Below are 18,460 nucleotides of genomic sequence, written 5' to 3' on the forward strand. Positions count from 1 at the left end.
GAAGCATGAACCCGACGGTCATCGGCGAGGCCCTGGTTGACGTTCTGGCGTCAGGGATCGCCCCGGCACAGGAATTCGTGGGCGGAAGCCCGTTGAATGTGGCTGTCTCGCTGGCCAGGCTCGGCTACCCGGGCACCCTAATTTCCCGCTGGGGCGACGACGAAAACGGCAGGAAGATCGAGTCCTACCTCGACGCGAACAACGTCGGGTACGTCGGCGGCAAGGACGACGAACCCACCGTACTGGCCCACGGCATCCTCGACCCCGCCGGCGGGGCGAGCTTCGCCTTCAACGCCTTCTGGCAGATGCCGAAAATCGGAGAGCTGTCCCGGGACACCGAGCTGGTGCACACCGGCTCCATCGCCACCCTGTTCAGCCCCGAGGAGCTGCTGCCGCTGCTCGCCGCGGCCCGTAGCCACGCCACCATCAGCTATGACCCGAACCTGCGGCCCTCGCTGGTCTCCAGCCACCCGCAGACGGTGGCCCAGATCGAACAATTCGTCGCCCAGGCGGATGTGGTGCGCGTCTCGGGCATCGATTTGAAATGGCTCTATCCGCTGCGTTCGGTCAACGATTCGGCCCGCGCTTGGCTCAAGCTGGGGCCTGCCCTGGTGGTCGCCACCGCGGGCTCCCGCGGCTGCTGGGGAGTGGTGCGCGCCGGCGAGGCGCAGCATGAATCCCCGCAGGTCGAGGTCTCGGACACCGTCGGCGCCGGTGACACCTTCACCGCGGCCCTGCTGTGCTGGCTGGGCGAGCATGAAAAGCTCGGGGCCGCCCGCCGTGCTCTGCTGGAGGCGCTGAGCGTCGAGGAGCTGTCCCAGGCGCTGGAGTTCGCCTCCCGCGCCGCCTCCGTGACGGTACAGCGCGCCGGGGCCAACCCTCCGCGCCGGGCGGAGCTGTAAATGATCAAGCTCATCGCCTCCGACCTGGACGGAACCATCGTCGCCAAGGACGGCACGATCAGCGACCGCACCCGCCAGGCGTTCCTCGCCGCCAGGGAGTCGGGCATCCAGATCGTCTTCGTCACCGGGCGCCCCTTCAGGTGGCTGACTCCCATCGTGCAGGCCTTCGGCGGGCTGGGCACGGTAATCTGCTCCAACGGGGCGCTGCTCTACGACCTGGAGCAGGACAAGGTCATCTGGTCCCAGACGCTGCCGGCCAGCACCGCACGCCAGGCGGCGGGCATCATCTTGGACCACGAACCCAGGGCGAGCTTCGCCGCCGAAACCACCAAGGGGCTGCACCTGGGCCCGGGCTTTGCCGACAAGCACCACGACTTCGGCGTGCAGGCGGATCTCGACCTGAACAACCCGGCGATCGACGCAGAGGGCATCGTTAAATTCCTGGCGCGCTCGCCGCACCTTGCCATCGACGACTTCTACGCCGCCGTGGCACCGGATCTGAGCGACCTGCTCTCGGTCACCCACTCGGCGTTCGACGTCTCCCTGCTGGAGATGGCGCATGTCAACATCCACAAGGCGAACACGCTGGGCGAGTACTGCCGCCGCCTGGGCATCGGCGCTCAGGAGGTCATGGCCTTCGGCGACATGCCCAACGACATCCAGATGCTGCAATTCGCAGGCTCCGGCTATGCGATGGCCTCCGGCCACCCGCAGACCCTTGCCTGCGCCGAAAATATCGCTCCGCCCCTTGACAAGGACGGCGTCGCCCAGGTGATTGAGGGCCTGCTTAAATGACCTACGCTTTTTCGCACCGCGGAGTGCGCAACGGAGCCGAAGAAAACACGCTCGTCGCCTTCCAGCGCGCGGTGGACCTGGGGATCTCCCACCTGGAGTCCGACGTCCACGCCTCTAAGGATGGGACCGTCTACCTCTTCCACGACCACACGGTGGACCGGATCACCGAGGGGACCGGGGAATTCAACCACTTCAGCGATGCGCAGCTGGCGCAGCTGCGCGCCGGCGGGGAAAAGCTGTGCACCCTCGACGAACTGCTCGACGCGTTTCCCCACAAGCTGCTGAACATCGACGTCAAGGACGAGAACGTGATCGGCCCGCTGGCGCAGCTCATCGAACGCCGCGGTGCCCACACCAATATTGCGTTGGCGTCCTTCTCCACCCGGCGCAGCGCGGCGGTAGCCAAGCTGCTCTCGGCGCCCATCAGGCGCTCGCCGGGCCAGCTGCGGATGGTGCTGATCTGGCTCAGCGCCCATCTGATCGGCAGGGTTCCGCAGCGGCTGATCAGGGACTTCTGGGCGGTGCAGGTGCCGAACAAGCAGGGAAGAATCCCCGTGGCCACCGCTCGATTCATCAAGGCCGTACACGCCGCGGGATCGCAGGTGCACGTGTGGGTTATCAACGATGAGGCAACCATGCGCGAGCTGGTGGCGAAGAATGCCGACGCGATCATGAGCGACGATGCGCGGCTGCTGGTCCAGGTGCTGAACTAGGCGCTCTTCCAGGCGGCGGCCGCGGAGCGGACAACCCCCAGGGCCACCAGCCACACCCCTGAGGCGATCCACAGGGCGGTGGTCCATGGCCCGGCGTTCGGGTAGCCTGCCACCATGAGCGCCGAGGCGCCGATCCAGACGGCCGTGGCGGCGATGTTCACCGGCATCAGCCGCTTCACGCGCAGCGGATGCACAAAGGCGATGGGCGCCCAGGTGAGGATCGAGAAGGCGATGACCACCACGCTGGTGACGCCCGGCGACGGGCCGATGAACCACAGGGCCAGCGCCACGATGTTCCACGCCGCCGGGAAGCCCATGAAGTAGTAGTCGTTGGTTTTCATCTTCGCGTTGGCATAGCAGAACATCGATGTCACGTTGATCAGCAGCAGCAGGATGACGCTCGCTGCACCGGTGCCGAGCAGCCCCGTGGTGTACATGAACAGCGCCGGAATAAACGTCCACGTCAGGTAGTCGACGATCGAATCGAGGATGACGCCGTCGAAGTTCGGCGCGTACTTTTCCACCTCTGCTGCGCGGGCCATCGACCCGTCGACGCCGTCGACCACCAGGGCTATGCCCAGATACAGCCACATCAGCTTCGGCTGGTTATCGATCAACGCCAGCAGCGCCAGCGTCGCCCAGATGATTCCCGTCAGGGTAAATGCATGGACTGCCCATGCGGTGATGACCTTATTTCGGGGATGCTCAGGCATTCGCTGCTTTCTCGGCGTCAGGCACGGACCGGCTTGGTCCACCGAGTCATGATACAGCCGTGAAATCCACGTCCGCCCGGTTTTTCCGGCGCGGCACCCCTGTGATTTTCGGTACCACTACCCCAGGCTCAGGGTGTTCAGGACCAGCTGCGCATTGGCGCTCAGGTGCTCGTCGCTCGCGTCGAGCAGCAGGCGCAGCCAGGTTTCATGCTGCGAGAGCGGTGCAACGAAGACCGCCGCGTCGATGAGGTCGTAGAGTTCATCCGGGGTGCCATAGGCGGAGAATTCGTTCAGGTACGCAGCCAGCACGCGCATCACACGCTCGTCGTGGGCGGTGCAGTCCCAGGCGTGGCACATCGCAGCCAGCGGCACCGCCAGCGAGGAGAACGGGTGGGCCCAATGCGCCGAGCCAAGGTTCAAGATGCGCCCGTGGACGCCGGCGTCCGCCGGGACCACCACCTGGGACAGGTCGAAGGCACCGTGTTCAAGGCTCAAGGGCACCGCGCCGGCGTGCAGCGTCTGCGCGGCCGCATTGAGCCGGTCGATGTTGATCACCAGTGAATCTGCGCGCGAGGGGTCAAGATACAGCGGGTGCGAGGGCTCCAGCGAGACATGCAGCATCAACGCCTGCTCGAACTGTTCGGGCAGGAACTGCGGGTCGACCACCGTCACCCCTGCATCGAAGAAGTCTTCCTCATGCCCGATCAGCGCCACCTGGAAAGAGCCGAGGGAAGAGAGCGCAAGCTCCCAGTTCTCCACGGAGTCTCCCAGATCGGCCAGGGTGTGCCCGAAGTCGGGGCTGAGCATGTAACCCGCCGTGCGGTCGATGGCCAGGGGCATGACCACCTTGTCGGGGACCAGCTCTCCAGCCTTGACGGTCGCCGCCGCCACGGAAGCGAGGCCGGGGGCGGTGACACTGAAAATCAGATCGGCGGCATCGGTCTGCACAATCGCCGAAACCTGGTGCAGTTCGGCAGGCCAAAAGTCGGGTCCGCCGACCCGAGAAATGCTGTACGCGCTGCAGGCCTGATCGATCCACTCGGCGGCCGCTTCACGCCAGTCGTTGCTATTCCACACATCTATCCACTGAGCCACACACTTATCGTAGTATGCGAAAGCAAGTGCGTTCAGTTGCTACCGTAGGGACTACGGCCAGTATTTGCACTTCTTTCGAGGGATTTCGATCGTGAACGCTTTTCGCCCCAGCTATAGGCACCGTGATTACAAGGCAGTACTTTTCGACCTCGACGGTGTGCTGACCCCCACCGCGCTGCTGCACCGTGCGGCGTGGCGTGAGCTCTTCACCCAATATTTCGCCGCGGCGCATCCGCAGGTGGCAGGCTACACGCAGTCGGACTACTTCACCCTGCTCGACGGCAGGCCGCGCTATGACGGCGTGGCGGCGGTGCTCGACTCGCGTAATATTTCGCTGCCCTGGGGCGATCCGCAGGACGCGCCGGGCTATGAGAGCATCTGCGCCCTGGGGAACCTGAAAAACAACGTCTTCACCCAGGTGCTGACGCGCGACGGCATCGAGCCCTATGCCGGTTCACTGGCCTATCTGCATCAGGTGCTGGACGCCGGGCTGGACGTCGCGGTGGTTTCTTCATCACGCAATGCCCGCGCGGTGCTGAAGGCCTCGGGGCTGCTGGGGCTGATCCCCACCGTCATTGGCGGCATCGAAGCCGCGGCGCGGCATCTTCCGGGCAAGCCCGCACCGGATACCTTCCTTGCCGCGGCCCAGGACCTGGGCTGGCGCCCGGAGGAATGCGTGGTGATCGAGGATGCTTCCAGCGGGGTGGCAGCTGCGGCGCGCGGCGGGTTCAGGGTGATCGGGGTGGCCCGCGAGAACAACGAGGCCGACCTGCTCGCCGAGGGTGCGAACTTCGTCGTCGGCGACCTCGACGAGCTGGTCTCCGCGGCCGCCGTCGACGCCTGGGACTTCGACCCCTGGTCGATCACGCGTGGAAACCGCGATGAAAACGGGGCCCAGGACACGGTGTTTTCGCTGGGCAACGGCTTCTTGGGTGCGCGGTCGGCGCAGATCGGCCTGGGGGAGCAGGTGGGCGGCAGCTTCATCAACGGGCTGCACGAAACCTGGCAGATCCGCCACGCCGAGGGGGCCTTCGGTCTCGCCGAAACCGGGCAGACGATGATCTGCGCCCCGGATTTCCGCACCCTGCGCGTGTTCATCAACGATGAGGCGCTGGAGATCGGCCGCACCGAAATGCTGCGCGACGATCTTCGCCTTGACTTCCGCGAGGGCGCGCTGATCGCCACCACGCTGTGGCGCACCGCGGAGGGGCATCGGGTCGCCGTCACCGCGCGCACCATGATCTCCTTCACCGACCGTCACCTTGCCGTCCAGGACCTGCATGTGCGCCTGCTCGATGCCCCGGCCCACGTGCTCGTGCAGTCCGCGGTCATCGGCTACCGTTCGCAGCGCCCGGTGGCCTCTCCGGAAGAGATCGACGCCACCGGCCCGGGCTTCGACCCGCGCAAGGCCGAGGAGGCCAGTGAAAATCCGCTGAGCCCCGCCGGCCACCGCCAGCAGGGCGCACGCCTGGGCATCTCCTATGACGTGGCGGGCTCCGGGATGAGTGTTGCGAGCATGGTCGAGCATCAGGTCAGCACCACCGGCGGCGGCAGCCCCCGGGTGGATGTCACCCGCACCGTCACCGAGGAACGCGCCGAAGAGGTTTCAAGCGTCCAGCTGGAGGCCGGCCAGGGGCTGCGGGTGGCAAAGTTCGCCGTGTACCACTGTTCGCGCCGCCACCCGGCCCAGGAAATGCTGCAGCGCTCCGAACGCGCCCTGCAGCACCTGGTGCCGCGCGGCATCGACGCGCACTTCCGCACCCAGCGGGAGTTCATGAATGACTTCTGGCAGCGCAGCGATGTCCAGGTGAACAGCGCTGACAAGCTGCTGCAGCGCAAGATCCGCTGGAACCTGTTCCAGCTGGCCCAGGCTTCGGCGCGGGCCGACGGTCTGGGCATCAGCGCCAAGGGGGTGAGCGGCAACGGCTATTCGGGCCACTACTTCTGGGACACCGAAATCTACGTGATGCCGTTTTTGACCTACACCAACCAGCAGTGGGCGCGCAATACGCTGCGCGCCAGGGTGTCGATGATCCCCGCGGCCCAGCGCCGCGCCCACACCATGAACGAGGCGGGCCTGCTCTTCCCCTGGCGCACCATCAACGGCGAGGAGGCCAGCGCCTACTACCCGGCGGGCACGGCGCAGTACCATATCAACGCGGACGTCGTATATTCGCTGAACCGCTATGTCACCGCGGTGGAGGACGACGAGTTCCTCATTGCCGGGGGAGCCGAAATCCTGGTGGGCACCGCCCGCATGTGGGCCTCGCTGGGTTTCTGGCGCGGTTCCGGGGACGCCGAACGCTTCCACATCTACGGGGTCACCGGTCCGGATGAATACACGGCGGTCGTCAACGACAACGTCTACACGAACGTGATGGCGCGCTTCAACCTGCACCGCAGCGCCCAGCTGCTGCGCGAGTTCGCCCAGCGCCACCCCCGGTCCTATGAGCAACTGGCCGCCGCGCTGGACCTGCTGCCCGGTGAGCTGGACACCTGGGAGAAGGCGGCGTCCTGCATGCACATCCCGTATTCCGAGGCGGTGGGGATCCACCCGCAGGACGAGCATTTCCTCAACCGCGAGGTCTGGGACTTGGACAGCACCGGTCCGGAGCGCCGCCCGCTGCTGCTGCACTACCACCCGCTGGTGATCTACCGTTTCCAGGTCATCAAGCAGGCGGACACCGTGCTGGCGCTGTGGCTTCGTTCGGCCGATTTCACCCCCGAGCAGAAGCTTGCCGACTTTAACTACTACGACCCGCTGACCACCGGAGACTCGACCCTTTCGGCGACCGTGCAGTCGATCCTCGCCGCAGAGGTGGGCTATCGCGAGCTTGCCTGGGAGTACTTCGAACATGCGTTGAATGTGGATCTGGAGGACCTGCACGGAAACACCTCCGACGGGGTGCACGTGGCATCCACCGGAGGAGTCTGGGCCGCCCTGGTCTACGGTTTCGCCGGTCTGCGCGATGACGAAGACCGTTTGTGCTTCGATCCGCGGCTGCCGGAGCAGTGGGAGTCGATGAGCTTCAAGCTCGCCTGGCACGGCACGCAGATCCAGGTCACCGTTCATCAGCGGGCCATCGAGTTCACCCTGCGCGGACCGCATTCACGGCCCGTGTGGGTGCGCGGTGCACAGGTGGACCTGCCGGTGGATGAGGCAGTCAGCGTTGCCCTCGACGACCAGGGTCCGCGCCTTCAGGGGCGCCCGACCCTGGAGCACGTCTTATCCCTGCAGAAGGATGTGGGCGCTGAGATGCCGACCAAGCACTGGTAAACCTAGAGCTTCATTTCCTCCAGCGTGCGCCCCTTGGTTTCGCGGACCATAAAGGCCACGAAGAGCAGGGAGAGCAGCGCGAAGAAGGCGTAGATTCCGTAGGCCAGGGCCAGGCCGGCCTCGGCCAGCGCGGGGAAGGTCGTCGAAACCACGAAGTTCGCGATCCACTGGGCGGAGGCGGCAACGCCCAGGGCCAGCGCGCGGATGGAGTTCGGGAAGATCTCGCCGAGCAGCACCCACACCACCGGGCCCCAGGTGGCGCCGAAGCCGATCACGAAGAGGTTTGCGGCCACCAGCGCCACCATGCCCCAGGAGCCCGGCAGGGTCAGTGCGCCGTCCACGGTGACGGCCTGGGCGAAGGACAGCGCCATCATGCCCAGAGAGAGGGTCATGATGATCGAGCCGATCATCAGCAGCGCCTTGCGTCCCAGCACGTCGATCAGCAGCACCGCGATGATGGTGGCAACCACGTTGATCACGGAGGTGATCAGGGAGATGGTGAAGGAGTCGGATTCGGTGAAGCCCACCGATTTCCACAGCGTGGTGGAGTAGTAGAAGATGACGTTGATGCCGACGAACTGCTGGAACACCGAGAGCAGGATGCCTACCCAGACCAGCGGGTGGAAGCCGAACTTCCCCAGCAGGTCCTTGAAGCGCTGGCGGCGTTCGATGTGCACCGTGGTGCGGATTTCTTCGATCTTCGCTTCCGTCGCGGCCCCTGGCTCCATGCCCATGTCCCGGGTCAGCACGGTGGCGGCGTCGACGTAGCGTCCGCGCTCCACCAGATAGCGGGGGGATTCGGGCAGGCGCAGCGCCATCAGGCCGTAGAAGATCGCCGGGACCGCGAGCGAGAGGTACATCCAGCGCCACGCGGCCAGGCCGAACAGGCCAGTGGCTTCAGCGGAGCCCATGATGTAGACCAGCAGCGCGCTGACCAGGAACGCCACGAAGATGCCGAGCACGATCGCCATCTGCTGCATCGACCCGAGGCGGCCGCGCTGCTGTGCTGGGGAGATCTCGGCGATGTAGGCCGGCGCAATCACCGAGGCGAAGCCGACGCCGATGCCGCCGATAATGCGCCAGAAGACCAGGTCTCCGGCGCTGAAGCACAGGCCGCAGCCCAGCGCGGAGATCAGCAGCAGCCCGGAGGCGATGATCATGGTGCGCACGCGTCCGACGCGCTCGGACACCATGCCGGCAACCCAGGCGCCGATCGCCGCACCGAGCAGCGCACAGGACACCGTGAAGCCGATGGCCACCGAATTCAGCGAGAACGTCGTTTGCACGGCATCGACGGTGCCGTTGACAATCGAGGAGTCGTAGCCGAAGACGAACCCGCCCAGGGCCGCGCCCAGGGCGATGAAAATGAGTCGCGCGGAAATCTTTCCGTCAGGTGTTATCGCAGTCACAGTGCCAATGGTAGCGGAGTGAAACTATTTTGGAAACCCGCCTTACAATAGCTACTGCGAGAAGCTATTGCCGCGCATCCTGGCCGCGATGCTCATCAGGTGGAAGACCACCAGCGTGGCGATCGTTCCCAGGGCGATACCGCCGAGTTGGAATTGGCCGAAGCTGATTTCCGTGGTCACGGCGATCGCGATGATCAGCCCGGTGCCCGCGGTCATCAGGTTGATCGGGTTGCCGAAGTCCACCTTCGCCTCGATCCACAGGCGGGCGCCGACGATGCCGATCATGCCGTAGAGTACGATGCCCAAGCCGCCGATTACGCCTTCGGGGATGGTGCCGATCAGCGCACCGATTTTCGGCATGAAGGCAAGGGACATGGCAACGATGGCCGCCACCCAGTAGGCGGCGGTAGAGTACACGCGGGATGCTGCCATGACGCCGATGTTCTCCGCATAGGTGGTGGTGGCCGAACCGCCGCCGCATCCGGCGACCATGGAGGCCGCACCGTCGGCCATCAGGGCCCGGCCGTTGAACTCCGACAGGTCGCGGCCGGTCATCACACCCACCGTGCGCACGTGTCCGATGTTCTCGGCAATCAGCACAAACACCGCTGGCAGGAACAACAGCGCGGTATCCAGATGGAAGGTGGGCGTGTTGAAGCTCGGCAGGCCGAACCATGCGGCCTGGGCCAGCGGCGCAAAGTCCACCTGGCCCTGGATCAGCGCGATCACATAGCCGATCACCAGGCCCACCAGGATCGACAGACGCCCGAGCATTCCCTTGAACACCACGGTGGCGAGCACCGTGGCGATCACCGTCAGGAAGGTGGTGGCGGGGAAGTCGGTCATCGGCTTTAGGGTGGCGCTGGCCAGGTTCAGGCCGATCAGCGCGACGATGGTGCCCATGACCACCGGCGGCATCAGCCGGTGGATCCAACCGGTGCCGGTCTTCTGCACCACCACGCCGACAACGAACAGCAGCGCGCCGGTCATCACGATGCCGCCCAGCGCGGCGGACATGTCGTGCCCCTGGGTTGCGGCGATCACCGGGGAGATCAGCGCAAAGGAGGATCCCAGGTAGCTGGGGACCTTGTTCTTGGTCATCAGCAGGAAGATGATCGTCGCCACGCCGGTGAACAGCAGCGTGGTGGTCACCGGGAACCCGGTCAGCGTCGGCACCAGGATGCTGGAGCCGAACATCGCCAGAATGTGCTGGGCGCCGATCGAAATGGTCTGCGGCCAGTGCAGCCGCTCATCCGGGGCGACGACCTCACCGGGGGTGATGGTTCTGCCGTTGCCGTGAATGCTCCAACTCATGAATTCCTCCAGGTACCGTTTTAGACCGTTGAGAATTCTACGCTTTCACGATGCGCCTGCGCGAAAAACGCCAGCTCATGCTCGGAGGAGCGGATGAAGGCGGCGCGCATCCGTTCACGCTGCGCAGCATCGGCAAGCCACCACGCCTCGCGCACCATGTCCTTGGCCTGTGCGGTCGCCTCGTCGAATCCCGGGTCGGCATAGGTAGTCAGCCAGTCGTTGTACGGGTGGGCATCATGGTTCGCCGCCGCCAAGCGGTTGCCGATGTCCTGGTAGAGCCAGTAACAGGGCAGGATCGCGGCGATCAGCTCGCCATAGCTGGCGTTGCTCGCGTGCAGGTGGTTCACGTAGTTCAGGGTGGTGGCCGACGGGTTGGCCTGGCCCTCCACGAGGTGGCTGCGGTGCAGCTGCAGCTCGCCCTCCAGGATTTCCCCGGCGCCCTTGGCCCAGAAGCGCTGGGCGTCCAGGTCCGGGGCCAGCATGCTTGCCTGCGAAAGCACCTGTGCGTAATGCTGCAGGTAGAGCGCATCCTGGGCCAGGTAGTAGTCGAACGTCGCCTCCTCGAGGCTGCCGTCGGCCAACTGCACGATGAATTCCAGGTCGTCGATGCCGCCGCGCAGCGGTGCAATGTCCTCCCACCAGGCATCCATCGGGTCCCCGGCGCCGAAGAAGTCGACGAAGTGGTTCACCGGGCCGTGTCCGCTGCCCACCTCAAGGGCATCTGCCCCGGCGATGGCGCGGGCCAGGTAGCCCTTGGCCTGTTCGAGGGACAGCACCCAGTCGCCGGTGGCGGCAAAACGGGTAGCGATGGCGCTGGACAGGGTGCAGCCTGTGCCGTGGGTGTTCTTCGTATTGATGCGCGGGGCGGTGAATTCCGCCAATACGCCGCCTGCGGATACCAGTGCGTCGGGGCAATCTTCTCCTGCAAGGTGCCCGCCCTTGGCCAGCACCAGAACCTCGTGCGCCGCGGCCAAGCGCTGCGCCTGCTCAAGCACGCCTGCCCAGTCAGCTGCCGGCTCTGCGCCCAGCAGTGCGGCGAGCTCGATGATATTCGGGGTGATCACCGTGGACCGGTCCAGCAGCGGACGCAGCGCCGCCGCGTCCTCCAGCAGCCGGTCGCCGCTGGTGGCCACCATGACAGGGTCCAGCACCACCGGAGCATCCACCGTAGCCAGCCATGCCGCCACGGCGTTGATGATCTCGGCGTTGGCCAGCATGCCGATTTTTACGGCATCCACGCGCACGTCCGCGCTGATGGCTTCAAGCTGGGCGGCGACGAAATCCCCGCCAATGGCCTGCACCCCGCTCACACCCTGGGTGTTCTGTGCGGTCAGCGCGGTGATCACCGCCATGCCGTAGCCGCCGTTGGCCGCGATGGACTTCAGGTCCGCCTGGATTCCTGCTCCGCCGGATGGATCCGAACCTGCGATGGAAAGGATGTTCACTTCGCCGCCTCCCAGGCGGCAACCAGCTGTGCGCTGGCGGCCTGGGGGTCCGCGGCCTGGCAGATCGCGCGGACCACTGCCAGCCCGGCTCCGCCGCTGGCACGGATCGCCTTCGCGTCATCGGCGGTCACCGCGCCGATGGCCACGCAGGGAAGCTGCGTCCATCCGGTGCGCAGCGCAAATCCGTCAAGGCCCAGCGGGGTCGGGTGGTCCTTCTTGGTCGGCGTGGCGCGCACGGCTCCCACACCCAGGTAGTCGATGACCTCGGCATCCAGGTTCGCCTGCTCGATGTTCTCACGGCTGGACGCACTCAGGCCCAGGATCCCGTCGCCGATGATCTGGCGAGCCACGCGCACCGGCAGATCCTTCTGACCGATGTGCACACCGGTCACCGCGGCGCCCGCCGCCTTGGCGGCCAGATAGATGTCGATGCGGTCGTTGATCAGCAGCTCGGCCTTGCCCGCGGTCAGCTTCGCCGCCGCCAGGGTCAGCTCATAGAACTCGCGCGCGGTCTCATCCTTGGCGCGCAGCTGGATCCACCCGATCCCGCCGGCCACGGCGCCCTCGATGACTTCCAGTGTGCTGCGCGGGGTGCAGCTGGCGGTGTTGGCAACCAGGTAGGCTCCGAGATCACGCATGGGTTAGCTCCTCATAATTCAGTTCTTCAAGTTCTTGCGGCTCGGTCGCTGCCAGGGCGTCGAGGAACGCCACGGCAAAGCTGCCCGGCCCGCTGCAGTTGGCCAGCGCCTTTTCGGCGGCCAGCCCATAGAAACCGTGGGCTGCCACGGTGGCTTCAAATGGATCCTCGTGCACCGCGAGCATGCCGGCGCAGAACGCGCCCAGGGCACAGCCGCCGCCGGTGACCCGGGTCAGCCCGATGCCGTTGGTGCGCACCAGCGTGGTGCGCTTCGCGTCGATAATCGCGTCCACCTCGCCGGAAATCGCCACGACCGATCCGTATTTCCGCGCCAGCTCGCGCCCGGCGGTGATGGCTGCCTCCACACTGTCCTGCGAATCGACGCCGCGGCCGGTGGAATCCCAGCCGGCCAGCGCCAGGATCTCCGAGGCGTTGCCGCGGATCAGCGTGGGTCGGTGGGCGATGATTTCCTTGGCGAACTCGGTGCGCACCGGCAGGGCGCCGACCGCCACCGGGTCCAATACCCACGGGGTGCCGGCGGCGCTCGCCGAGTCCACTGCCTCGCGGATGGCGACAAGCTGCTCGGTCGTTGGGGTGCCCAGGTTGACCAGCATCGCTGAGGCCACCGACGCGAAAGGCCCGGCTTCGCCGGGCAGGTTGGTCATGGCCGGGGCGCCGCCGGAGGCCAAGAGGACATTGGCGGTGAAGTTGGTGACCACGGCGTTCGTTAAACAGAACACCAATGGGGATTGCTGCCGGTAGTTTTGGGCAACGATAGGCAGTGTCATGCGACATCCCTCCGCTAGCGTGACCTAGTTCAGGTTCAACGGGTCTTATCTCAGTCGGTTTCTCCGACACCCCGTGTCACTGTTCCCGAGGTTACGCAGTTTCAGCGCCCAAGACCAACTTCATGAACGCGCCCGACCAGGTTTGGGCGGTGCGAAAGAAGGAAGGATTAATGGGCTGATGGCCCCTCCCGTGCCGTAGTCTCGAGTCATGGGTCTGTTTACTTCCAATCCACTGCCGGAACCGGTCGGCGATTCAGCGCCTCCGGTTGACGAGCATCCAGCAAATATTGCCTCCACACTTGATCATTTGCGCCAATCGGCCGATTCTCGCATCACCCACCCTCGGCGCTTCCGCGCCCAGCAGCTGCGCGGGTTGGAGAAGATGTTGGATGAACACCTGCAGGACTTCCTAGAGGCGCTGGAAGAGGATCTTGGCAAGGGGCCGACCGAAGCCAAGTTCTCAGAGGTGGACGTGGTGCGCGCGGAGATCGACTACGCCCAGCGCCACCTGGCCGAGTGGATGGACAGCGACGGGGTCAAGGTTCCGCTGGCGCTGCAGCCGGCGATGGCCAAGATCGAGCCGCGGCCGCTGGGCGTCGTGCTGATCATCGGACCATGGAACTATCCGCTGCAGCTCATGCTTGCCCCGCTGGTAGCCGCGATCGCTTCCGGAAATGCTGCGGTGCTCAAGCCTTCAGAAATCGCCCCGGCAACTTCCGGAGCACTGGCAAAGTTCCTGCCCCTGTACCTTGACCGGCGCGTCTATGCGGTCATCGAGGGCGGCGTGGATACTGCTACCACCCTCTTGGCCGAACGCTGGGACCACATCTTCTTCACCGGCGGTGAAAAGGTGGCAAAGGTGGTCGCCGCGGCGGCTGCCAAACACCTAACCCCGATCACCCTTGAATTGGGCGGCAAATCTCCTGCCGTGGTAGACAACCATCTACCTTCCACTGCTAAACGGCTCGCCTACGCAAAGTTCATGAACGTCGGGCAAACCTGTGTCGCGCCCGACTACGTCCTGTCGATCGGGGACTCGACTGCACTGATCGACCGTCTGGGGCAGGCAATCACCAGCTTCTACGGCAAGGATCCACTCACCCACCAGGATCTGGGCCGAATCATCAGCCGCAGGCACTTCGACCGGCTGCTGGCGATGTTTGAACAGGGCGAGGTGGTCCACGGCGGCCAGTACGACGAGCAGTCGCTGCGCATTGCTCCGACGATTATGCGCAATGTCGATCTCGAGGGCACCCTCATGCAGGAGGAGATCTTTGGCCCGATCCTTCCCGTTGTCGAGGTGCAGAACTTCGAGGAGGCGCTGGAGTTCATCGCGGCCCGTCCAACCCCGCTGGCCGCGTACCTGATGAGTGAAAGCCCCCGGCTGCAGTCGATCTTCTCCGACAGGGTTCGTGCTGGAGCGATCGTGCACAACGCACCATTGGCCCAGATGGTCGTCCCGTCGCTGCCGTTTGGCGGTGTGGGAGCAAGCGGCATGGGCTCTTATCACGGCAAGCACGGTTTCGACAGGCTTTCGCAAATGCGCGCAGAACTGAGCAAAACGACTGTCGTAGACACCTTGAGCGCGATATATCCTCCATATTCTTGGGCTAAGCGAAAGATTATTGATCGCTTACTGTAGCGCGTTTCATAGCCTCGGGGCATGCCGAGGTGCTTGGATTGATAGGTTGTAATTTTTCTAAGCATCAGGAGATGTAACGCATGACCGAGCCCGCACCGTCTCAAGACGGCCTGAAGCGTGGTCTCAAGGCCCGCCACTTGCAAATGATCGCCATTGGCGGGTCGATCGGCACCGGACTTTTCGTCGCCTCGGGCGGCACCATTGCCGAAGCTGGGCCCGGCGGTTCGATCGTCGCCTACGCGCTGATCGGACTCATGGTTCTGCTGTTGATGCAGTCCCTGGGCGAGATGAGCGCCAGACTACCCGTTGCAGGCTCCTTCCAGACCTACGCAACGGTGTTCGTCAACCGGCACTTTGGCTTTGCCATTGGTTGGAACTACTGGTTCAACTGGGCGATTACGGTTGCCGCGGAACTGGTTGCCGCCGGAATCGTCATGTCCTATTGGCTTCCCGATGTTCCGAGCTGGATCTGGGCCGCTGTCTTCCTCATCCTGCTCACTGGATTGAATGCGTTGTCGGCCAAGGCCTACGGCGAAGGTGAATACTGGCTGGCGATGATCAAGGTCGTCACGGTCATCGTGTTCCTCATCTGCGGCGTGTTGATGATCTTCGGGATCTTGGGCGGCACTTCCCCGGGCTTCAGCAACTGGACCACCGGAGATGCTCCCTTTGTTGGCGGCTGGCTCTCGATTGTTTCGGTCTTCATGATCGCAGGCTTCTCGTTCCAGGGAACCGAACTGGTCGGCGTTGCCGCCGGCGAAGCCGAGAACCCGAAGCGCGATATCCCCAAGGCGATCAAGGCGATCTTCTGGCGCATCATGCTCTTCTACATCGGCGCCATTTTCATTATCGGCACGCTGATTCCGTACACCGACCCTTCGCTACTTTCGAGCGGGGCTTCCGACATTGCGACCTCGCCGTTCACGCTGGTATTTGAACGCGCTGGCATTGCCTTTGCCGCGGCCCTGATGAATGCGGTTATCCTTTCCGCGATTCTATCTGCGGGCAACTCGGGCCTATATGCCTCTGCGCGCATGCTTTATTCCATGGCGCTGGACGGCAAGGCTCCAAAGATCTTTGGCCGGCTCAACCGCCGCGGAGTGCCGGTACCCGCCATGCTGATGACTGCCTCGATTGGCCTTTTTGGATTCCTGACGGCGATCATCGGACAGGGTGCGGCCTATACCTGGCTCCTGAACGTCTCGGGCCTTTCGGGCTTCATCGCCTGGGTTGGCATCGCAGTGTGCCACTATCAATTCCGCAGGCAGTACATAGCCAGCGGACGAGACTTGAAGGACCTGCCGTATATGGCACCGCTGTTCCCACTGGGCCCGATCCTCGCGTTCGTCATTCTGATTGTGGTGATTGCGGGCCAGAACTATCAGGCGGTCATCGAAGGAAAGGTGATGGAAGTCGTTTCAAGCTATATCGGTCTTCCGATCTTCCTGCTGTTGTGGCTGTGCCACTGGCTGGCCACCCGAAAGCAGCCAGCCGTGAAAATCGATCCTTGGACCGCCAAGCTTCACTAAGCGCTTAGCGCCGCATCAACAATTACCCGGGCTTCCGCCAGCACCTGCTGCAGATGCTCGGGTGATTTTGTTGATTCTGCGTAGATTTTGTAGATGTCCTCGGTTCCAGAAGGGCGCGCGGCAAACCAAGCGTGCTCACTGGAAACCTTCAGGCCGCCGATGGCAAAGCCAGAAGCCTCGGTGGCCTTGACGGTAATTGGATCTCCCGCCAGGTCCTGGGCGCTGACCATGCCGGGATCCAGCTTGCCCAAAATCGCCTTCTGCTCGCGGTTTGCAGGGGCGTCGAACCGGTCGTAGTAGCTGCCGCCATGCGCCGCCACCAGTTCGGCGTGGATCTGGCTTGGGCTTTTGCCTGTGACAGCACGGATTTCACTGGCCAGCAGCGCCAGCATGATGCCATCCTTGTCGGTGCTGAAGGCCTTGCCCGAGAAGTCCAGGAAGCTGGCGCCGGCGGATTCTTCGCCACAGAAGCCGACGTTGCCGGAAGCCAGTGGATCGACGAAGTACTTGAACCCTACGGGTACCTCAAGAAGCGTACGTTCGTGGGCTGCAACAACGCGGTCGATCAGCACCGAGGAAACCAAGGTCTTGCCGATCGCTGCGTCTGCCGGCCACAGCGGTCGATGGGACAGCAGATAGTCGATTGCCACGGCAAGGAAATGATTCGGATTCATGAGGCCTGCATCCGGGGTGACGATGCCATGGCGATCGGCATCGGCATCATTTCCGGTGGCGATGTCGTACTTGTCCTTGTTAGCTACTAGGGAAGCCATGGCGTGGGCGGAGGAGCAGTCCATGCGGATCTTGCCGTCCTTGTCCAGGGTCATGAAGTTGAACCGGGGATCGACGTTCTCGTTGACGACCTGCAGGTTCAGCCCATAGCGGCGCCCGATTTCAGCCCAGTAGTGCACCGCGGCCCCACCCAGCGGATCTGCACCAATTGAAATTTTCGATGCGGCGATTGCAGGGAAATCGATCACCTGGGCCAGGTCGGTGATGTACAGCTCTCGGAAGTCGAATGGCTGAGCATTTGGCGCGCTGCGCTTGATCTCGGTGCTGTTGAGCAGTTCATTTGCACGGGCGGCGATTGGTCCGGTGATTTCAGATTCTGCTGGACCGCCATGGGGAGGGTTGTACTTGATTCCGCCGTCCGCCGGCGGGTTGTGCGATGGGGTGATGATCAGTCCGTCAGCCTGTTCATCGCCTGCTGCGTTGTGAACCAGAATGGCGTGGCTCAATGCAGGGGTGGGAGTCAGTCCGTCTTCTGCAAGCACTCGGATGCCGTTTCCGGCCAAAACTTCAAGCGCGGTTCGGTATGCGGGCTCTGAAAGTGCGTGGCTGTCCTTGCCGACATACATTGGTCCGCTGATGCCTGCAGAGTTGCGGTAGTCGACAACTGCCTGGGTGATAGCGGCGATATGCGCTTCGTTGAACGTGCCATTCAGGGATGTGCCTCGGTGGCCCGAAGTGCCGAAGACTACTGCCTGATCCGGATTGTCTCCGGAGGGAATTATTTCCGTGTACGCATCAAGCACTTCCTGAAGATTGATCAGATCGGATTCCTGGGCAGGTTGCCCTGCTCGTTCGTGTGCCACTGCATACCTCTCTTTGATGGTGCTTTTCTTGTGCGTCCATAGAACAATGGATAGTGATGAGCTATTACCCATATCCCACGAACATGAACCAGCGACCTCCCGAATCAAATGGATTATCGGTGGCGTCCCTAGTGCTTGGCATTCTTTCAATGTTGGGGTTCGCAGTTATCATTCTAGTTCCATTGGCCGGAGTTATCACCGGGCACCTTGGTTATGCGAGAGAGCCGAATTCGCGTGGACTTTCTGTGGCGGGTTTGATTACTTCGTGGATAGCGCTCGTATTGTCCGCAATGATCTATGCCTTTATCATCTGGGCGATCCTTATGATTCCGGATACCTCGGACGGTTTTTACTACAATTACTACGACGGAAACTATTCATGATCAGTCGGGTGGCCTAGGGTAATCATCATCGAAGATGCTCCAAAATTACTTTTTCTCCGACGCAATTGAAGTAAATATTTGCCGCACTAATTAAATTTCCGTGAACGGAATTATGATTCAGTTTCCCTTCAATTCACGGCTGAGTCGAACAAATTCTTAAACAAAAACTGTCATGTATTGGGACATCGGTGACAAAACTGCATCAAGACATCAGTAACACTTG

General features: G+C 63.4%; 14 protein-coding genes and 1 riboswitch. Of the genes, 6 read left to right on the top strand and 8 right to left on the bottom strand.

Translation table 11 applies throughout. The features are described 5' to 3' along the window. The first annotated feature begins 5 nt into the window (after positions 1–5). The 3 genes from RUH64_RS07640 to RUH64_RS07650 are packed head-to-tail and all read left to right on the top strand — an operon-like array spanning position 6 to position 2,410. Positions 6–902: a carbohydrate kinase gene (locus RUH64_RS07640; protein ID WP_313812579.1), complete on the top strand. Its 897-nt coding sequence runs from the start codon at positions 6–8 to the stop codon at positions 900–902. Further along, complete coding sequence (locus tag RUH64_RS07645; protein WP_313812581.1) at positions 903–1,697, top strand: HAD family hydrolase; 795 nt, start codon at positions 903–905, stop codon at positions 1,695–1,697. Next, a complete protein-coding gene (locus tag RUH64_RS07650; protein ID WP_313812583.1) occupies positions 1,694–2,410 on the top strand; it encodes a glycerophosphodiester phosphodiesterase family protein in 717 nt (238 codons plus the stop codon). Before RUH64_RS07645 ends, RUH64_RS07650 begins: the two co-directional genes overlap by 4 nt. Here the strand turns inward: RUH64_RS07650 and RUH64_RS07655 are convergent. Further along, on the bottom strand, positions 2,407–3,123 hold the full coding sequence (locus RUH64_RS07655; protein ID WP_313812585.1) for a hypothetical protein: 717 nt from the start codon (positions 3,121–3,123) through the stop codon (positions 2,407–2,409). The genes RUH64_RS07650 and RUH64_RS07655 overlap by 4 nt on opposite strands. A gap of 117 nt (positions 3,124–3,240) precedes the next feature. Continuing rightward, positions 3,241–4,218, bottom strand: a complete 978-nt coding sequence (locus tag RUH64_RS07660; protein ID WP_313812587.1) for a hypothetical protein — start codon at positions 4,216–4,218, stop codon at positions 3,241–3,243. 91 nt (positions 4,219–4,309) lie between these two features. Between RUH64_RS07660 and RUH64_RS07665 the strand changes: the two genes are divergently transcribed. Then, on the top strand, positions 4,310–7,495 hold the full coding sequence (locus tag RUH64_RS07665; RefSeq protein WP_313812589.1) for an HAD-IA family hydrolase: 3,186 nt from the start codon (positions 4,310–4,312) through the stop codon (positions 7,493–7,495). Positions 7,496–7,497: 2 nt separating this feature from the next. Here RUH64_RS07665 and RUH64_RS07670 read toward each other — a convergent pair whose 3' ends face one another. The 5 genes from RUH64_RS07670 to thiM all read right to left on the bottom strand — a co-directional run bounded on the left by RUH64_RS07670 (position 7,498) and on the right by thiM (position 13,088). Continuing rightward, positions 7,498–8,904 (bottom strand): sugar porter family MFS transporter, encoded by a 1,407-nt coding sequence (locus RUH64_RS07670; protein WP_313812591.1) that lies wholly within the window; start codon positions 8,902–8,904, stop codon positions 7,498–7,500. Between the two features lie 51 nt (positions 8,905–8,955). Beyond that, a complete protein-coding gene (locus tag RUH64_RS07675) occupies positions 8,956–10,218 on the bottom strand; it encodes a solute carrier family 23 protein (RefSeq protein WP_313812593.1) in 1,263 nt (420 codons plus the stop codon). Positions 10,219–10,238: 20 nt separating this feature from the next. After that, positions 10,239–11,663 (bottom strand): bifunctional hydroxymethylpyrimidine kinase/phosphomethylpyrimidine kinase, encoded by a 1,425-nt coding sequence (thiD, locus tag RUH64_RS07680; RefSeq protein WP_313812594.1) that lies wholly within the window; start codon positions 11,661–11,663, stop codon positions 10,239–10,241. Beyond that, entirely contained in the window at positions 11,660–12,301 is a 642-nt protein-coding gene (thiE, locus tag RUH64_RS07685) for a thiamine phosphate synthase (RefSeq protein ID WP_313812595.1), read from the bottom strand. The genes thiD and thiE overlap by 4 nt, the downstream gene beginning before the upstream one ends. After that, a complete protein-coding gene (gene thiM / locus RUH64_RS07690; protein ID WP_313812596.1) occupies positions 12,294–13,088 on the bottom strand; it encodes a hydroxyethylthiazole kinase in 795 nt (264 codons plus the stop codon). The genes thiE and thiM overlap by 8 nt, the downstream gene beginning before the upstream one ends. Next, a riboswitch (TPP riboswitch) is annotated at positions 13,078–13,172 on the bottom strand. It overlaps the preceding gene by 11 nt. Before the next feature lie 124 nt (positions 13,173–13,296). Here thiM and RUH64_RS07695 point away from each other — a divergent pair. Next, positions 13,297–14,730, top strand: coding sequence for an aldehyde dehydrogenase family protein (locus RUH64_RS07695; RefSeq protein ID WP_313812597.1), 1,434 nt, complete (start codon positions 13,297–13,299; stop codon positions 14,728–14,730). Between the two features lie 80 nt (positions 14,731–14,810). Continuing rightward, complete coding sequence (locus RUH64_RS07700) at positions 14,811–16,259, top strand: amino acid permease (protein ID WP_313812598.1); 1,449 nt, start codon at positions 14,811–14,813, stop codon at positions 16,257–16,259. Here RUH64_RS07700 and pgm read toward each other — a convergent pair. Then, positions 16,256–17,854 (bottom strand): phosphoglucomutase (alpha-D-glucose-1,6-bisphosphate-dependent), encoded by a 1,599-nt coding sequence (gene pgm / locus RUH64_RS07705; RefSeq protein WP_313812599.1) that lies wholly within the window; start codon positions 17,852–17,854, stop codon positions 16,256–16,258. The two genes, RUH64_RS07700 and pgm, sit on opposite strands and share 4 nt — an antisense overlap. Between the last annotated feature and the right edge of the window lie 606 nt (positions 17,855–18,460).

Origin of the sequence: Glutamicibacter sp. (assembly GCF_032154645.1) — a bacterium.
GTDB lineage: Bacteria > Actinomycetota > Actinomycetes > Actinomycetales > Micrococcaceae > Glutamicibacter.

What these genes read in the sequence shown, in the direction of transcription:
- RUH64_RS07675 (WP_313812593.1), bottom strand. Translation starts at nt 10,218, where the DNA reads ATGAGTTGGAGCATTCACGGCAACGGCAGAACCATCACCCCCGGTGAG.
- RUH64_RS07645 (WP_313812581.1), top strand. Translation starts at nt 903, where the DNA reads ATGATCAAGCTCATCGCCTCCGACCTGGACGGAACCATCGTCGCCAAG.
- thiM (WP_313812596.1), bottom strand. Translation starts at nt 13,088, where the DNA reads ATGACACTGCCTATCGTTGCCCAAAACTACCGGCAGCAATCCCCATTG.
- RUH64_RS07700 (WP_313812598.1), top strand. Translation starts at nt 14,811, where the DNA reads ATGACCGAGCCCGCACCGTCTCAAGACGGCCTGAAGCGTGGTCTCAAG.
- RUH64_RS07650 (WP_313812583.1), top strand. Translation starts at nt 1,694, where the DNA reads ATGACCTACGCTTTTTCGCACCGCGGAGTGCGCAACGGAGCCGAAGAA.
- RUH64_RS07695 (WP_313812597.1), top strand. Translation starts at nt 13,297, where the DNA reads ATGGGTCTGTTTACTTCCAATCCACTGCCGGAACCGGTCGGCGATTCA.
- RUH64_RS07655 (WP_313812585.1), bottom strand. Translation starts at nt 3,123, where the DNA reads ATGCCTGAGCATCCCCGAAATAAGGTCATCACCGCATGGGCAGTCCAT.
- RUH64_RS07640 (WP_313812579.1), top strand. Translation starts at nt 6, where the DNA reads ATGAACCCGACGGTCATCGGCGAGGCCCTGGTTGACGTTCTGGCGTCA.
- thiE (WP_313812595.1), bottom strand. Translation starts at nt 12,301, where the DNA reads ATGCGTGATCTCGGAGCCTACCTGGTTGCCAACACCGCCAGCTGCACC.